Source organism: Falsiroseomonas oryziterrae, assembly GCF_021864505.1.
Lineage (GTDB): Bacteria > Pseudomonadota > Alphaproteobacteria > Acetobacterales > Acetobacteraceae > Falsiroseomonas > Falsiroseomonas oryziterrae.
Window position 1 is genome coordinate 1 of record NZ_JAKJIB010000065.1, and the last position, 15,312, is coordinate 15,312.

Annotated in this window: 16 protein-coding genes; 3 read left to right on the forward strand and 13 right to left on the reverse strand. The window is 70.9% G+C overall.

The window, feature by feature from the left end:
* The 3 genes from L2I40_RS07985 to L2I40_RS07995 form a co-directional block, all read right to left on the reverse strand.
* Window positions 1-474, reverse strand: a 474-nt coding sequence (locus L2I40_RS07985) for a P-type ATPase (protein ID WP_456305733.1), incomplete at its 3' end; no start/stop codon positions are given.
* Between the two features lie 79 nt (window positions 475-553).
* Complete coding sequence (locus L2I40_RS07990; RefSeq protein ID WP_237214377.1) at window positions 554-1,453, reverse strand: PfkB family carbohydrate kinase; 900 nt, start codon at window positions 1,451-1,453, stop codon at window positions 554-556.
* Window positions 1,450-2,904, reverse strand: coding sequence for an enolase-like domain-containing protein (locus tag L2I40_RS07995; RefSeq protein WP_237214378.1), 1,455 nt, complete (start codon window positions 2,902-2,904; stop codon window positions 1,450-1,452). Before L2I40_RS07995 ends, L2I40_RS07990 begins: the two co-directional genes overlap by 4 nt.
* A gap of 342 nt (window positions 2,905-3,246) precedes the next feature.
* Between L2I40_RS07995 and L2I40_RS08000 the strand changes: the two genes are divergently transcribed.
* Window positions 3,247-3,612: an SWIB/MDM2 domain-containing protein gene (locus L2I40_RS08000; protein ID WP_237214379.1), complete on the forward strand. Its 366-nt coding sequence runs from the start codon at window positions 3,247-3,249 to the stop codon at window positions 3,610-3,612.
* A gap of 43 nt (window positions 3,613-3,655) precedes the next feature.
* On the opposite strand, the gene L2I40_RS08005 is transcribed toward L2I40_RS08000, so the two are convergent.
* From L2I40_RS08005 to L2I40_RS08050, 10 genes are all read right to left on the reverse strand, one after another.
* On the reverse strand, window positions 3,656-4,648 hold the full coding sequence (locus tag L2I40_RS08005; protein ID WP_237214380.1) for an aldo/keto reductase: 993 nt from the start codon (window positions 4,646-4,648) through the stop codon (window positions 3,656-3,658).
* A 17-nt stretch (window positions 4,649-4,665) separates the two neighbouring features.
* Window positions 4,666-5,331 (reverse strand): substrate-binding domain-containing protein, encoded by a 666-nt coding sequence (locus L2I40_RS08010; RefSeq protein ID WP_237214381.1) that lies wholly within the window; start codon window positions 5,329-5,331, stop codon window positions 4,666-4,668.
* Window positions 5,332-5,335: 4 nt separating this feature from the next.
* Window positions 5,336-6,613, reverse strand: coding sequence for an LVIVD repeat-containing protein (locus L2I40_RS08015; RefSeq protein WP_237214382.1), 1,278 nt, complete (start codon window positions 6,611-6,613; stop codon window positions 5,336-5,338).
* A gap of 11 nt (window positions 6,614-6,624) precedes the next feature.
* Window positions 6,625-8,130, reverse strand: a complete 1,506-nt coding sequence (locus L2I40_RS08020; protein WP_237214383.1) for a tripartite tricarboxylate transporter permease — start codon at window positions 8,128-8,130, stop codon at window positions 6,625-6,627.
* Window positions 8,130-8,636 carry a tripartite tricarboxylate transporter TctB family protein gene (locus L2I40_RS08025; RefSeq protein ID WP_237214384.1) on the reverse strand — a complete coding sequence of 169 codons (507 nt, stop codon included), beginning with the start codon at window positions 8,634-8,636 and terminating at the stop codon, window positions 8,130-8,132. Before L2I40_RS08025 ends, L2I40_RS08020 begins: the two co-directional genes overlap by 1 nt.
* A 61-nt stretch (window positions 8,637-8,697) precedes the next feature.
* Complete coding sequence (locus L2I40_RS08030; RefSeq protein WP_237214385.1) at window positions 8,698-9,711, reverse strand: tripartite tricarboxylate transporter substrate-binding protein; 1,014 nt, start codon at window positions 9,709-9,711, stop codon at window positions 8,698-8,700.
* 42 nt (window positions 9,712-9,753) lie between these two features.
* Complete coding sequence (locus L2I40_RS08035; protein WP_237214386.1) at window positions 9,754-10,680, reverse strand: alpha/beta hydrolase; 927 nt, start codon at window positions 10,678-10,680, stop codon at window positions 9,754-9,756.
* Between the two features lie 113 nt (window positions 10,681-10,793).
* On the reverse strand, window positions 10,794-11,879 hold the full coding sequence (locus tag L2I40_RS08040) for an Ldh family oxidoreductase (protein WP_237214387.1): 1,086 nt from the start codon (window positions 11,877-11,879) through the stop codon (window positions 10,794-10,796).
* Window position 11,880: 1 nt separating this feature from the next.
* Complete coding sequence (locus L2I40_RS08045) at window positions 11,881-12,882, reverse strand: amidohydrolase family protein (protein ID WP_237214388.1); 1,002 nt, start codon at window positions 12,880-12,882, stop codon at window positions 11,881-11,883.
* Between the two features lie 14 nt (window positions 12,883-12,896).
* Window positions 12,897-13,652, reverse strand: a complete 756-nt coding sequence (locus tag L2I40_RS08050; RefSeq protein ID WP_237214389.1) for a GntR family transcriptional regulator — start codon at window positions 13,650-13,652, stop codon at window positions 12,897-12,899.
* 133 nt (window positions 13,653-13,785) lie between these two features.
* Here L2I40_RS08050 and L2I40_RS08055 point away from each other — a divergent pair, with 133 nt between their 5' ends.
* Window positions 13,786-14,742, forward strand: a complete 957-nt coding sequence (locus L2I40_RS08055; protein ID WP_237214390.1) for a Bug family tripartite tricarboxylate transporter substrate binding protein — start codon at window positions 13,786-13,788, stop codon at window positions 14,740-14,742.
* A 21-nt stretch (window positions 14,743-14,763) separates the two neighbouring features.
* Window positions 14,764-15,192 carry a cupin domain-containing protein gene (locus L2I40_RS08060; protein ID WP_237214391.1) on the forward strand — a complete coding sequence of 143 codons (429 nt, stop codon included), beginning with the start codon at window positions 14,764-14,766 and terminating at the stop codon, window positions 15,190-15,192.
* Window positions 15,193-15,312 lie beyond the last annotated feature (120 nt).

Sequence of the window (15,312 nt, forward strand, 5' to 3'; positions counted from 1 at the left end):
GAGCGTCGCCGCGTCCTCCAGCGTGCCGTCGGCGGGCACCGTCTCGCCGGGGCGCACCAGCAGCAGATCGCCCGGGCGGATGGCGGCGACCTCGATCTCGGCGACGGCGTCGCCTTCGATGCGCGCGGCGCGGCGCGGGGCGCGCGCCATCAACTCGGTCAGGGCGCCGGTCGCACGGCCCTCGGCCCAGGCCTCCAGCGCCTCGCCGCCCGCGACCATGAGCGCGATGACGGCGGCCGCAGCGTGTTCGCCGAGCGCGACGGCGCCGAGAATCGCGACCAGCGCGATGGAATCGACGCCGAGCCGGCCGCCGCGCAGGCTGCGCAGGAAGCCGAGGCCGACATGGGCCGCCACCGGCAGCGCAGCGCCGGCCCAGGCCCAGGCCCAGGCGGCCTCGGGCCGGCCGAGCAGGTGCAGCACGGTGCCGAGCGCCAATCCGGCGAGCACCCAGCCGAGCAGGAGGTAGCGGCGCATCCGTCCCCGTCAGGTCGCAACGACTGCAGTCTGGACCGGCCGGGCGGGGCGCGGCTTGTCCTGCATCAAGAGTGAACGGTCACCAGGCGGACAGCATGGCCTCGACCGCGGCGCGATCGGGCATGCCGTCCCAGCCATTGCCGTTGGCGGCCTTCAGCGCCGCGGCGGCGGCGGCAAAGCGCGCCGCCCGCAGCACCGGCGCCCCTTCCGCGATCGCCAACGCATAGGCGCCGTGGAAGACGTCGCCGCAGCCCGTCGTGTCGCGCGCGGCCACGCGCGGCGTGCCGACCGGGACGACGGTGCCGTCCCGCCACCAGAGGCTGCCCTCGGCGCCGAGCGTGACGCCGAGCGTGCCGCTCAGGAGGGATGCGGCCATGGCGAGGCCGCGTGCGGCATCCGCCTCGCCGCTGAACGCGACCAGGCCGCGCTGCGAGAAGACGACATGATCGGCCAGCGCCGCGAGACGCTGGAGGCTCTCGCGCGGGGCGATGTCGGCGTCCAGCACGCGTGGCAGGCCGCGGGCGGCGGCCAGCGCGAAGAGACGCTCCGCGCCGCCGACCCAGCGCGGATCGGCGAGCACGGCGGCAGCATCGTCGACCAGCGATGCCGGGACGGGCGCGTCATCGGGCAGGCCCTCGCCAGGGAAGACGGCCAGGATGCGCTCGCCCTCCGGATCCACCAGCAGCGCGGAGGTCGGGCTGCGCCCGTCCCGGGCGATCGTGACGCCGGAGAGATCGACGTCGTGCCGCCGCAGGCCCTCGCGGAGCGTGAAGCCGGCCGCATCGGCGCCGAGCCGTCCGCACCAGGCCGAGCGTCCGCCGAGCTTCGCGACCGCGACCGCCGCCGTCGCCGCCATCCCACCGCCGACCACGCGCAGGCCGCCCGCGACATACTTGCCGGGCACCAACGGCAGCGCCGGCAGGTCCCAGGCCTGGTCGAGGACGGCGATGCCGCAGCAGACGATGCGCGGGGCCGTCATGCGTGCCGCCACGCGGATCGCGGCATCGGCTCCATCGCGCCGAAATCGGGCTCGATGCCGGCGCCGAGTCCCGGCGTGTCGAGCGAACCGATCTCGAGCAGTCCTTCCCGCAGCGCGAGCCGCGGCCCATGCGGCGTCGCCTGGTAGAGGTCGGGATGCGCGGCGCGGAAGCGCGCGGCCTCCGCGGCGGGGCGTCCCGCGAAGCCGTCCACGAAATGGTGCCCGTTGCGCTCGACATGCGGCAGGCCGAGCAGCGCGACGAGGGCAAGGTCCTGCTGCAGGCAGATGCCGGGCAGCGTGGTCAAATCCTCGGCCGACATGAAGAAGCGCTCGCCGCCTGCGTTCCAGGCACGGCAGCGCGCCAGGTTGACCAGCGACCGCCAGACGCCCTTGCAGGCCTTGGAGGAGACGCCGGTGTAGCCCCGCGCACGCGCCGTCACGAAGGCGTCGAGCGGCCCGTCGCTCTCGTCCATCAGCACCGGCCGCGCGGCTGCCAAGGCCGCGATGCTTTCCGCCTGCGCACGGTCGCGCCGGACCGGCTGCTCGATGAACAGGACGGAGGCACGCAGGCGTGCAAGCCGGGGCTCGGCCTCGATGGCGCGCCAGAGCGCGAGCGCCCGCTCCGCGCCGCCGAACTGCTCGTTGCCGTCCAGCGTGACGTGGTAGCCGTGCAACCGGTCGAGTACCGCGGCGATGCGGCAGAGCCGGTCGAGATCGGCCTGGATGTCACCGCTCACCTTCAGCTTCCAGTAGCGGTGACGCCGGATCGCCACGACCTCCTCGAGCGTCTCAGGCAGTCCGTCGTCGCAGCGCGTCGCGAGGTCGGCCGCCGTGATCGGGTCGAGCAGCCCGACCGTGTGCCGTGCATGCAGCCGCGTGAGCGGCGCAAGGTCGGCGAGCATCGCGCCGAAATCGAAGCCGCCGAGGTCGCCGATGGCAGGATGCGGAGCCATGCCGCCGATATTGGCGCGCATGCCCTGCCAGAAGGAGAGGCGATGCGCCTTCAGCAGCGCGTCGAGCATGGCGCGGTCGAGCAGCGCGCGGCCGAAGGATGCGACGAGCGGGTTGAGCCCCTCCGACGCGGCCGCGGCGAGCAGCGCAGCTTGGCTGTCCGCGAAATGGCCGAAGGCCGTGTTCGCACCCTCGGTCGCGGCTTCCGCGAGTTCGATCGCGCGACGCAACTGGTCGGCATTCTGCGCGTCGGTCAGCGCCGGGTCCTTGTCGAACCACTTGGCGGCGAGCGTCTCGGCCGCGACGCCCCAATGCTCCGATCCATCTGCCAGGCGGATGCGCGCGCGCAGCACCGCCTGCCGGCCTTCGGTCACGGTGACGGCACCGAAGCGGAAGGGCAGGCGCAGCCGGAACGGCCATTCGAACCGCCCGGTGCCGATCAGCGAGAAGCGCGGCGCCTCCATCCGCGACAGGCAATGCCGGTGGAGGGCGCAGGTCAAGGCGATGGCGCCCGGCCCGGCGTGCAGGCCGGGGGGCCGCCCGTCAGGCGGAGCGGCGCGCCGCCTCGATCCCAGGGAACGGCGCGCGGCCGGGCGCCGAAGGCGGGGGCGCCTCCGGCCCGCCGGTGCCCTTGAAGCCGCCCGCCCGCCTCGGCGGAGACCCCGCCGCGTGGTTTTCGCAACGCAGGGCGTGCCAAATCCGCGCTTTCGCGGAAACATGGGGTTGCGCGGCCGATTCGCATGCTACCGGAAGGCCAGCCGTGCGCGCTGGGTCCGGGCGCGGAAACGGCAGGACCGGACGATCGGACGCAGCTTCTGGCGAGACGAGAAAGGAAGCCGACAATGGCGGAGAAAGCGAAGAAGGCGCCGGCCAAGCCGGCGAAGGCCGCAGCGAAGCCGGCCGCGAAGGCGGCGGCGAAGCCGGCGGCGAAGGCCGCGCCGAAGAAGGCGGCGGCGAAGAGCGACAAGCCGAATGCGCTGCAGCAGCCGCTGAAGCCGACGGCGGAGCTCGCCGCGGTGGTCGGGCAGGGCCCGCTGCCGCGCGGCGAGGTGGTCAGCAAGATGTGGGACTACATCAAGTCCCATAAGCTGCAGAACCCCGCGAACAAGCGCGAGATCCTGGCCGACGACAAGCTCAAGAAGATCTTCGGCAAGGACAAGGTGACCATGTTCGAGATGAGCAAGCACATCGCCGCTCACCTCAAGTGATCACGCAGGCGGCGCGGGATCCGCTCCCGCGCCGCCCTCCATCTCAGAGATAGACGGCCTTCATGTTGGACGCGGGATAGCGCGTCCCGGCCGCCGCGCCCGGCGGCACCGCCGCCGAGATCCGCGCCACATCCGCAGCCGAGAGCTTCACGTCCAGCGCGCCAATGTTCTCGTCGAGCCGCGCCGGGTTGCGCGTGCCGGGAATGGCGACGACGTCCTCGCCCTGCGCCAGCAGCCAGGCGAGGCAGAGCTGCGCCGGCGTGCAGCGCTTCTCCGCCGCGATCGCCTCCACCTTCTCCACCAGGCCGCGGTTGTGGTCGAAATTCTCCGGCAGGAAGCGCGGATGCTGCGCGCGCCGGCCGCCCACGCCCGCAAGGTCGCGGATCGCGCCAGTCAGGAAGCCGCGGCCGAGCGGCGCGTAGGCGACGAAGGCGATGCCGAGCTCGCGCGTCGTCGCGCGCGTCTCCTCGGCTTCCGTCCGGTAGAGCAGCGAGTACTCGGTCTGGACCGCCGCGATCGGATGGGTGGCATGCGCGCGGCGGATGGTCGCGGGATTGGCCTCCGACAGGCCGAGGAAGCGCACCTTCCCCTGCTCGACGAGGCGTTTCATGCCGCCGACCGTCTCCTCGATCGGCACGGAGGGATCCACGCGGTGCTGGTAGTAGAGGTCGATCACGTCGGTGCCGAGGCGCTTCAGGCTCGCCTCGCAGGCCTGCGCCACGTACTCCGGCCGCCCGTCCACGCCGTTCGCGCCGCCCTCGCGCTTCACCTGGCCGAACTTCGTCGCGAGGAAGACCTCGTGCCGGCGGCCCTTCAGCGCGGCGCCGATCACCGTCTCGTTGTGGCCCCAGCCATACATGTCGGAGCTGTCGAGATGGTTGGCGCCGCACGCGATGGCGTGGTGGATCAGCGCGACGGAGGCCGCGTCGTCGGCGTCGCCGTAGACGCCGGAGAGCGACATGCAGCCGAGGCCGATGGCCGGCACCATCGGGCCGTTGGCGCCAAGGCGGCGCTGGGGGAGAGGCGGGGTGGGCATGATCTCTCCTGTCGTGGTCAGGCGGTGAAGCCGATGGCGCGCAGCGCGGCGCGCGTATCGGGGGCGGCAAGGCGATCGAGGATGCCGCGCGCCCGCGCCGTGTCCTCGAGCGGCGCGGCGGCATAGCCGGTCGAGAGCGCGTAAGGCTCCGGCAATTCGCCGAGCAGCGAGACGCCGGGCCGGTTCACGATCTCCGTCACCTGGCTGACGGCGAGTTCGACCTCGCCCCGGCCGCAGGCGGCGACGGCCTCGACGCCGAAGCGGAACAGCGTCGCCTTCGCGCGCACCGCCTCGGCGATGCCGAGCGCCGCGATCACGCCCTCGAAATGCTTGCCCGCCGTGGCGCCGCTACTGGCATCGGCCCAGCCGATGCTCTCCGCGGCGAGCAGCGCGGCCTTCAGCGCCTCCGGCGTCCCGATCGGCCGGCGCGGTGCGCCGTCGCGCAGCGCCAGCCCGGTGCCGGCACGGCCCAAGGGCAGGATCTTCTCACGCCGCAGCAGCCCCTTGGCCGCGAGCGTCTCGAGCGCCGCGTCGCTCAGCACCACCACCGCAGGACGCTCGCCGGCCAGCACGCGGTCGCGCAGCGCACCGACCGTGCCCCAGGCGATCTCCGGCGCATCGGGCCAGTCGAGATGCTCGACTGCCGTCTTGATGGCGCCGCAGAAGAAGGCAGGAGGGGTCATGGGGTCAGCCGGTCCGTTCCAGGATCTCGAGGCCGCGGTTGCGGTCGAGCACGAAAACGAGGCCGTCCTTCGTCGTGTCCACGTCGTTGGCCTGCGGCGAGGTCTGGCCCGGCGGCGGCTCCGCCAGCCAATGCGCGACCTCCTTCGGCTGCGTGGGATCCGCGATGTCCACCACCCGCAGCCCGCCGCCGAACCACGCCGTGTAGAGACAGGTATCGTGCATGCGCTCCTGGAACTGGTGCGCGCCGAAGCGTCCCCCGGCGGCGACATAGGGGTTCTCGCGCTCGGTCAGGTGCCACATCGAGAGCGGCGTGATCCGCGCCGGGTCCTCGACGTCGAAGACCCAAAGCCCGCCATGCAACTGGCCCGGCACATGCTCGTGCTCCTCGTCCACCGCGACGGCCACGGTGCGGCCGCCGATCGGGAAGGGCACGCGCATGAAGGTGTGCGTCGGCTCCGGGAAGGGCGGATGGTAGCGATGCTCGCCGATGGTGCGCGGCCGGGTGATGTCGCTCACGTCGATGATGCGGCAGCCGGCGTACCAGACCGCCGCATAGAGCAGGTTGCCGTGCCGCAGCGTGTGGTGCAGGCGGTGCTGCTGGCCGGGCCATGTCGGCGTCTCGCCGCCCGCCACGTGCTGGCCCGGCATGTGCCAGCGCGAGACCTCGCGCGGGTTGGCAGGATCGGCCATGTCGTAGATGACGAGGATGTTGCCGACATAGCCCTCCATCTCGGTCGAGATGTAGGCGTAGTTCTCGTCGAGATCGAAGCGGTGCACGCCGATCCCGCCGGTGATCTGGTGCTTCAGCAGCTTCGGGTTGGCGCGGTCGCGGATGTCCCAGACGCGGAAGCCGGGCTCGGCATAGGGCGGCGCCGTGAGCGAGGCGCGGGCGCGCGGCAGGAAGTCCGGCTTCACCTTGATCGCGGCCGCGAGCTCGGCGTCGGGGATCGGGCGGCCATGCTGCGCGAGCCAGGCGGCCTCGATCTCCGGGATGCGCTTCGCGCGGCGCAGCGCGTGGCGCTCGTCCTGCTCCACATTGGTGACCATGATGTCGCCCACGACGCGCACCTTGTGGGTGTGCGAAGCGTTCGACGGCGGGTCGAGCCGCGCCACCACCTTCGGGTGCCTGGGATCGGAGATGTCCACGATCGAGGTGCCGTGCGGCGGCTTCATGTGGCCGAGATAGGCGTAGTTGCCCTCCACCACGACCTGGCCGCCGCCCGGCACGTCCAGCCAGGCGACACGCCGCATGTTCTGCGCCGACACCGCGCCTTCGGTCATGGATGTCCCCTTCACGGTGCTGCCGCGCGCGCCAATCGCCTCTCGCGCCACAGCGGATAGACCACGCTGATCACCAGCAAGCCCCACAGCACGTTCGCGATGGGGGAGGAGAACAGCACCATGATGTCTCCCTGCCCGATCCGCAGCGCACGCAGCAGGTAGCGTTCGAAGATCGGGCCGAGCAGCACGCCGATCAGGATTGAGGTGACGTGGTAGTTGGTCTTCACGGCGATGTAGCCGATCACGCCGAAGACCAGCGCCAGCGCCATGTCGAAGATGTATTCGCGGTCCGCGAAGGCGCCGACCACGGTGAGCCCGAGGATCAGCGGCACGATGATGTGCACCGGGACCGTCACCACCTTCGACGCGTAGCGCGCCAGCGGCAGGATCAGCGGGATCATCAGGATGTAGGCGACTGTCATCATCACGAAGACGCCGTAGGCGACGTTCGGATTGTCCTGGAACAGCCGCGGCCCGACCGTGATGCCCTGGTATTGCAGCACGATCAGCATCACCGCCGCGGTGGAGCCGCCCGGGATGCCGATCGCCATCGTCGGCACGAGCGTGCCGGAGGTGACGCCGTTATTCGCGCTCTCAGGCGCGATCACGCCGGGCGGGAAGCCGGTCCCGTACTTCTCCGGCGTCTTGGAGAACAGCCGCGACTGCTGATAGGCGACGAAGCTCGCGATGTAGGCGCCAGCGCCCGGAATCACGCCGATGACGAGCCCGAGGAAGCCGGTCCAAACGATCTGCCACCAGTACTTCAGGCTCATCCGCAGCCCGTCGAGCGTATCGGCCCATTGCGGCCGCTGCGCCTTGGACGGGATCGCCTTGGGGCTGAACTTCTCCTCCAGCATGACAAGACATTCGGAGACGGCGAAGAGTCCGATCAGCACGGGCACCAGCGGAAGCCCGTCGTAGAGCTCGAGAAAGCCGAAGGTCGCACGCGGCGTCGAATAGACCTGGTCAGTCCCGATCGCGCCGAGCATCAGGCCGAAGGCACCGCCGATCAGGCCCTTCAGCATATCCTTAGCCGCCAGCACGGCGATCAGCGTCAGCCCGAACAGGATGATCACCACCATCTCGACCGACCGCAGGATCAGGCCGAGCTGGGCGAGCCAGGGCAGGATCGCCAGCACCGCGACCGACGTGATCAAGCCGCCGACGACCGAGGCGACGAAGGACAGCACCAGCGCCTGCTGCGCCTGGCCGTTCTTCGTCATCTGGTAGCCGTCGATCGTGGTGGCCGCCGCGCCGCCGCTGCCCGGAATGTTGACCAGGATCGCCGGTATGCCGCCGGACAGATGGTTCGCGCAGTAGAGCGCGATCATGAAGGCGAGCGCCGCCTCGATATCCATCGCCAGCGTGACCGGCAGCAGGATGATGAGCGTGTTCTGCGGCGAGAAACCCGGCAGGACGCCGACCGCCAGGCCGAGCGCGATGCCCGGGATGATCACCCACCAGAGAGAGAAGGAGCGCGCGAAGAGATCCGCGAGCGTGCCGAGGTCGAGTTCCATCAGTCGCCCAAGCCCAGCAGCGCGGCCATCGCCTGCTCGAAGGGGCCGACCGGGAAGCGGGTGCCGAGGCCGACGATCAGCGTCGCCCAGACGAAGAGCGGCGTGATGACCGAGACGCCGATCAGCGTCGGCCAATGGCGGCCACCCAGCAGCCACATGCCCGCGAACAGCATCAGCGCGAGGGTGATCGTGGTGCCGAGGAAGGGCAGCGCGACCAGGAACGCCACCATGAGCCCGATCAGCCCCAGCCGGACGCGGTCCGTCTCCCAGTCCCCGCCGAGGGTGACGCGCAGCGACGCCTCGCCCCGCGCGACGCGGACGCCGAGCCGGACAAGCAGGATGGCGACGAGCCCGAACAGCAGGAGGCCGATGACAACGCCATTCGCCTTGGCCTCCCAGGCGAGCTCCTGGACGGTCCAGAAGTAGTAGAGCGTGAAGCCGACCGCGAGCGCCGGGATGATCAGCTCCTGGCCGACCGGCTTGCGCGCCTTACCTGGACCATCCATGCGGCGTTTCCCCCTGTTGCCGCACCCGCGGCCAGCCGGCCGCGGGCAAGTCCCCCGCGTCCTAGCGTTGCGCCGACAGCTCCTGGCGGAAGCGGTTGGCGAGTTCGATCATGTCGAGCGCGTAGCGCGTGCAGAGCTCGCGGTTGCCGAAGCGCACGGTCTGGCGCGGCTGCCCGGCGCGTTCCAGCGCGTTGAGGAAATCCTGGTCCTCGAAGACGCGCTGCGCCGTCTCCTCGAGCCGGCGGAAGCGATCCGGGAAGCGCTCGATCGCACGGGTGTGGATCGCCCAGGAGCGCGAGGAATAGAGATCCGGGATGCGCGTGCCGAACACTTGGTTCACGGTCGGCGCGTTGTTCGTGAGCTCCGCCACGATGTTCTCGCTGGCGAACAGCGACAGGACGCGGAGCCGCCCGGCCTGCGCAGTCAGCCCCGAGACCGGGAGCGCGCCGACCTCCGCCTCGCCGTTCATCACCGCGACCATGGTCGGGCTGCCGCCGCCATACGGGATCAGGTTGAACCGCGCGCCCTGCGCCTGGCCGAGCGCGAGCATGCCGATCGAGGCCGGGTGCGGGATGCGGCTGACCGCGACGTTGACGGGCCGGCGCTTCGCCTCGGCGATGACATCCTCGACGCGGCGCATCGGCGAGTTCTCGCGCACGAAGATCGCGCTGTCGTCGATGTCAATCCGGCAGAAATACGCAAGGTCCTCGGGGAAGCGGAAGCGCGGGCGCTGCAGCGCATACATGATCATCTCCGGCCCCATGTTGCCGAAGAGGAGGTTGTAGGCGTCGGCCTCGCGCCGCTGCACGAAGAGCTCGTAGCCGACCTGGCCGGAGGCGCCGGCGAAGAACTCGTATTCGAACTGGCGGCCGTTCAGGAGCTTTGTCCAGCCATCGTCGAAGCTGCGCGCCAGGCGATCTGCGCCGCCGCCCTGCCCCGTCGGGATCACGACGCGGAAGTTGCGGGAGGGGAAGGCAGCCTGCGCGCCGGCGCCGCGCGCGAGTCCGGCCGTGGCGAGCGCGGCGGCGCCCAGGCCAAGGCCGCGGCGCGTGATGTTGCTGTTCCCGGACGTCATCTTCTTTCTCTCCCTGCCACGCGCCGATGCGCCGGCGCTGGTTCAATGATCGGCTGGCGGTCCCCGATACACAGGCTCCGGCTGGGCGAAGAACGCGGCGAGGATGTGCTGCACCAGCGCGTAGTTCTTCTGCTGGAAGCTGGCATGCGCGATGCCCGGCATGACGGCGAACTGCTTGTCGGGGTTCGGCAGGCGCTTGAAGAACTCGACCAGGTCGTCGAAGCCGGCAATGCCGTCGTACTGGCCGCGCATGACGATGGTCGGGCAGTCGATCTTCGCCGGGTCCACCACCGGCAGGTGGAGGCACATGTCGACATAGGTCCCGATCGGCACGCTGCTGTCGAGCGACAGGATCGCATCCGCGAAGGCGTCCACCACGGCCTCGTCCGCCGTACCGGGATGGTCGCGGGTGAAGATCGAATGGACGAAGGCGCGGTCGATCGGGCGGCGGTTCCCCGCGGCGCGATACTCCGGCAGCTTCTTCCGCCGCTGCTCGAGCGTCGGGCTGCCCTCCCCGGTCCATACGAAGGCGTCGAGCGCGAGGCGCTTCACCCGGCCCGGATTGCGCTGCGCGAAGAGTGCGGCCTTCAAGGCGCCGGAGGAGATGCCATAGACCAGCAGCGGCCCCGCCTTCCGCGTCGCCTCGATATGGGCCGCGGCCGCGGCGATGTCGTCCGCACCGGTCGAGATGTCGCAAAGGATGTCGCGGTGCTTCGACGAACGCCCATAGCCCTCGTTGTCGAGACACCAGCAATCGTAGCCGGCGCGCGCGAAGACATCCATGACGGAGCTGTCGTCACGGCCGGGTACCTGCAGGTCGAAGGTCGGCTGCGAGGCCATGGAGGAGCCATGCACGAACAGGATCGTGCCCTTCTTGCCGGAGGGAGCGCCGACGAACTTCTCCCACATGAAGATCCTGACGTCGCCCTTGGACGTCCAGTGCTCCATTCCCGTGACGGGCTGGCTCATGCGGCCGTGATCCTCCTTATCCGGCGCGCGCCGCCCCGAACTCCGGCCGGCGTCGCCCCGTGCGGCACAATCAGGGCGCGCGCCTCAGTCATGTCAACCGGGAGCGCCCGCGTTCATCGTGCGGTCAGCCGTGCCGAGCCGGTCTCGTCGGCGAGCTTGTCGAGCTGGCGCATCAGCGCATCGGGAATCGGCACGCCCTTGGCCACGCGGTCGCGCCGGCGACTCGCCCGCATCTCGCCCGGGAGCCGGATCCGGTCCACGCCCGGCAGCTTCGTCGAGTTGCGCAGGTCGTCCAGGTGCCGCGCCACCTCGCGCGTGAAGTCGCGCGGATCGAGGAAGCGCGAGACGTCGAGGGCGATCAGCGCATGCCCCGTTTCGGTCACCGTCCGGTCGTCGGCGTTGAAGTCCACCACGTCGCGCCCGAACGCCGCGCGGTTCAGTGGTCCGGCAAGGAGCCCCAGCATCATCGCCAGCCCGGAGCCCTTGTAGCCGCCAATCGGCAGCAGGATGCCCTCCTTGCTCCGGGCCGGGTCGGTCAGCGGCTCGCCGGTGCGGACGTCCACCATCCAGCCTTCCGGCATCGGCGTGCCGAGCAGCGCATGCCCCTTCACCGTGCCGTAGGACACGACGGTGGTCGCCATGTCGAGCACCACCGGGTCGGCATCGACCATCGGGATCGCGATGGCGAGCGGGTTGGTGCCAAGCAGCGAATCGCTGCCGCCCCAGGGCGCCATGTGGTTGGCGCTGGCGACAACGGTGTAGATCCCCACCATGCCGGCCGCGAGCGGGAGGCAGGCATAGACCGCGCCCGATCCGGCGTGGTTGGAACGGCGCGCGCCGACCCAGGCCACGCCCGTCTCGCGCGCGATCTCCACCGCCGCCTCGCCCGCCTTCGACATGACGAGGTGCCCCATCCCGTTGTCGCCCTCGACGATGGCGACGGCGGGGGCGCGGCGGTCCAGGCGAATCTCCGGCGTCGGGTTCATGCCCTTGGCGCGCAGCCGCCGGACATATTGCGGCAGGCGGAAGATGCCGTGGCTGTCGGCGCCGGTCAGATCGGCCTCGACCATCAACTCGCCCACGCGGCGCGCATCGGCCTCGCGCAGGCCGTGCGCGCGCAGCACGTCGGCGATGAAGGCGATCATCGCCGCATGGCGGATTCGCGGCAGGCTCGCCGCGACGCTCTCCTCGATCGCCATGTCAGGCCGGCACCGTCGCGCCGAGAAGGCGCCGGATGTTGCCCGAGAAGATCGCCTGGCGCACCTCTGCGTCGCCGATCGCCGCCTCGATCTCCTCGACGCCCTGCGTGGTGCCCATGTCGAAGGGATAGTCGCTGCCGAAGACGATCCGCTCCGCCCCGACTTCGGAGAGCAGGAAGCGCAGCGGGCCCGGCGCATGGGTGATGCTGTCGAAGTAGAGGCGCGACAGGCTATCCGCCGGATCGCCCTTCAGCCGCTGCTTCGGCTCCTTGCGCACCTTCCAGCCATGCCGGAAGCGGCCCGCCTGGAACGGCACGAACCCGCCGGCGTGCGAGAGGCAGAAGCGGATGTTCGGATGCCGCTCGATCACCCCGCCGAAGATCAGCGACGCCGCGGCGATCGTCGTCTCGAGCGGGTTGCCCACCAGGTTCGTCAGGTAATAGCTGTGCATCCGCTGTGCCGCGACGACCTTGTGCGGATGCACCAGCACGAAGAGCCGATGGCGCTCCGCAACCTCCCACACCGCGTCGAGCGACGGATCGTCCAGGTTCCCGCCGCGGATATTGGAGCCGAGATGCAGCCCGCGCAGCCCGTGGCGCGTCACCGCGCGCTCCAGTGTCGCCGCGGCGCTCGCCGGGTCCTGCATCGCGGCGGTGGCGAGGCCGAGGAAGCGATCGGGGTATTGCCGGCAAAGCGCCCCGATCGCCTCGTTCTGGATCTCGCAGACCGCCGCCGCCGCACCCGGATCGGCCTCGTAGAGGAAGGTGTGCGGGATGTTGCAGACGACGTGCATGTCCACGCGCTGCGCCGCCATGTCGGCGAAGCGCTGCTCCAGGTCCCACGCCGCGCGGGGGAACGGATTCTGCTTCACGTCCAGGATCTCGAGGATCGCGGAGTCGTCGTCCACGCGCGTCAGCTTCGGCGCGCAGGACGGCACCTCCTTCGCGATGGCGGCGATCATCGCCTCGGTCAGGATATGCGTATGTGCGTCGATGACGGTCATGTCTGTGTTCCGGATCAGCCGCGCGGCCGGATGCTGCGGAGCTCGCCGCGGCGCAGCCTGCGCGTGAAGGAGAAGGTATCGGCGCGGTAATAGGTCCGCGTGCACTCCAGCGCGCGCCCTGCCGCGTCGAAGGCGACACGCTCGGTCAGCACCAGCGGCGCGTGCTCCGGCAGGCCGAGCAGCCCGGCGCGCCAGGCATCGGCGCCGATCACCTCGAGCCGTTCCTGCGCCTCCACCGCCTCGAGGCCGAAGACGCTCTCGAGCAGCAGGTGCAGCGGCTCGTCGATCGGGGCCTTCAACAGCTCGGGCACCAGGGCGGCGGCGATGAAGCTGGTGCGGATGGCGACCGGCCCGCCGTCGCGGTGCAGCAGCCGGCGCAGCTTGTGCACCGGCGCATCGGCCGCGATCCCGAGTCGCTCGGCCACCCAGTCCGGGCACGGCACGGTCTCGGCCTCGTGCAGGCGGATGTCGGCCTTGGGGTCGCGGTCGAAGGCGGTCGCGAGGAAATGCCCCGGGTCCGACAGCGGCGCATCCTGCCGCCGCGCGCGCACGAAGGTCCCGCGTCCCTGTTGGCGGTGCAGCAGCCCTTCCTCGACCAGCGAGGTGACGGCCTGGCGCACCGTGATGCGCGACAGGCCGTAATGCGCGCCGAGCTCGGCCTCGGTCGGGATGCGGTCGCCGGGACGGAGATCGAAGCTCACCAGGTCGCGCAGCGCATGCTTCAGCTGCAGCCAGAGCGGCACGGCCGGCCCGCCACGCAGCGGCCGCAACCTGACTTTTCCTCCCTGCTTCGCGATCCGCGCCTCGGCGCGAGCGAGCTTGACTTTCATGCCTTCCGAATATGTCTTATATCGTCATAACGCAAGCCGCGGGCGATGCACGACCCGCTGCCGGAGGAAACAGATGCGTCGCCGCCCCCTGTTGGCGCTGCCGTTCAGCCTGCTCGCCGCGCCCGCGGTCGCGCAGGAGGCGCGCACCATCCGCGTGATCATGCCGCTCGCCGCCGGCAGCGCGGTGGACGTGATGGTGCGGATCGTGGCTGAACGCATGGGCGAGATCCTCGGCCAGCGGCTGGTGGTCGAGAACGTGACCGGGGCCTCCGGCATGATCGGCATGCGCAACGGCGCGCGCGCCCCGGCCGATGGCAGCGTGCTGGTGGCGGTGAACGACGCCGTCATGACCATGCTGCCGAACATGAGCGCCGACGCCGGCTACGATCCGCTGCGCGACTTCGCGCCCATCGGGCAGGTGGCGCGCATCCGCTGGGCGCTGGTCGCGCATGCCGGCTTCGCGGCGCGCGACGTCGCCGGCCTGATCGCCGCCGCGCGGGCGCGCCCGGGCCAGATCGACTACGCCTCCGGCGGTCCCGGCAGCCCGCAGCATGTCGCGATGGAGATGTTCCAGCAGGCCGCCGGCGTGCGGCTGAACCACATCGGCTATCGCGGCGCGACTCCGGCGCTGAACGCCGTCGCCGCCGGCGAATGCCCGGTCGGCTTCTTCGGCTTGCCGACGCCGGTACAATTGGCCGAGGCGGCACGCGTGCGCATCCTCGCCACCGCCGGGCCGCAGCGCGTCGAGACGCTGCGCGACATCCCGACCCTCGCCGAATCCGGCCTGCCCGGTTTCTCCTTCCACACCTGGGGCGCCTTTCTCGCCCCTGCCGGCACCCCGGCGCCGGTGGTCGCGCGGCTCAACGCAGCGCTGCGCGAAAGCCTCGGCACGCCCGCGGTGCGCGACCGGCTGGAGAACCTCGCCTACGAGGTGGTGGGCAACACGCCCGAGGACTTCGCCCAGGCGCTGGCGCGCGATCACGCGGCCATGGGCACGTTGATCCGCACCGCCAACATCCGCGCCGACTAGGCAGAGCAGAAGGAGCCCGCCATGGCCACCTCCGCCGTCCTGCGCCCCGCCGAGCGCCCGATGGCGGATCGCGGCGGGGGCGCGCGCACCATCCCGCTGGTCACGCCAGCCAGCGGCTCCACGCAGCTGCTCAACGGCATCACCATCTTCGAGCCGGGTGCGGCGATAGGCCTGCATTTCCACAACTGCGAAGAGAGCGTGATGGTGCTGGAGGGCGAGGCGATCGCCGTGCTCGACGGCGTCGAGCATCGCCTCGGGCCGGGCGACACCACCTGGATCCAGGCCAACGTCCCGCATTTCTTCCGCAACGCCTCGGCCACGCAGCCGATGCGCATCTTCTGGACCTACGCCTCCATCGAGGCGAATCGCACGCTGGTGGCGACCGGGGAGACGCGACCGGTCGCAGCCGAGCATGCGAAGGACAAGCTGATCCGCGGCAATGCGGGCTGAGGGGGAGGACAGGATGACGGGAATCACCCGACGCGGCGCGCTTGCCGCCGCGGCACTCGTGCTCGGCACGCGCGGCGCGGCCGCGCAGGCCTGGCCATCGCGCGCAGTGCGCATCATCGT

Bases quoted from the DNA above. Each gene is read 5' to 3' on its own strand.
- L2I40_RS08020 (WP_237214383.1), bottom strand. From the start codon at position 8,130: ATGGAACTCGACCTCGGCACGCTCGCGGATCTCTTCGCGCGCTCCTTC.
- L2I40_RS08055 (WP_237214390.1), top strand. From the start codon at position 13,786: ATGCGTCGCCGCCCCCTGTTGGCGCTGCCGTTCAGCCTGCTCGCCGCG.
- L2I40_RS08000 (WP_237214379.1), top strand. From the start codon at position 3,247: ATGGCGGAGAAAGCGAAGAAGGCGCCGGCCAAGCCGGCGAAGGCCGCA.
- L2I40_RS08010 (WP_237214381.1), bottom strand. From the start codon at position 5,331: ATGACCCCTCCTGCCTTCTTCTGCGGCGCCATCAAGACGGCAGTCGAG.
- L2I40_RS08005 (WP_237214380.1), bottom strand. From the start codon at position 4,648: ATGCCCACCCCGCCTCTCCCCCAGCGCCGCCTTGGCGCCAACGGCCCG.
- L2I40_RS08060 (WP_237214391.1), top strand. From the start codon at position 14,764: ATGGCCACCTCCGCCGTCCTGCGCCCCGCCGAGCGCCCGATGGCGGAT.
- L2I40_RS08015 (WP_237214382.1), bottom strand. From the start codon at position 6,613: ATGACCGAAGGCGCGGTGTCGGCGCAGAACATGCGGCGTGTCGCCTGG.
- L2I40_RS08030 (WP_237214385.1), bottom strand. From the start codon at position 9,711: ATGACGTCCGGGAACAGCAACATCACGCGCCGCGGCCTTGGCCTGGGC.
- L2I40_RS08045 (WP_237214388.1), bottom strand. From the start codon at position 12,882: ATGACCGTCATCGACGCACATACGCATATCCTGACCGAGGCGATGATC.
- L2I40_RS07990 (WP_237214377.1), bottom strand. From the start codon at position 1,453: ATGACGGCCCCGCGCATCGTCTGCTGCGGCATCGCCGTCCTCGACCAG.
- L2I40_RS08025 (WP_237214384.1), bottom strand. From the start codon at position 8,636: ATGGATGGTCCAGGTAAGGCGCGCAAGCCGGTCGGCCAGGAGCTGATC.
- L2I40_RS08040 (WP_237214387.1), bottom strand. From the start codon at position 11,879: ATGGCGATCGAGGAGAGCGTCGCGGCGAGCCTGCCGCGAATCCGCCAT.
- L2I40_RS08035 (WP_237214386.1), bottom strand. From the start codon at position 10,680: ATGAGCCAGCCCGTCACGGGAATGGAGCACTGGACGTCCAAGGGCGAC.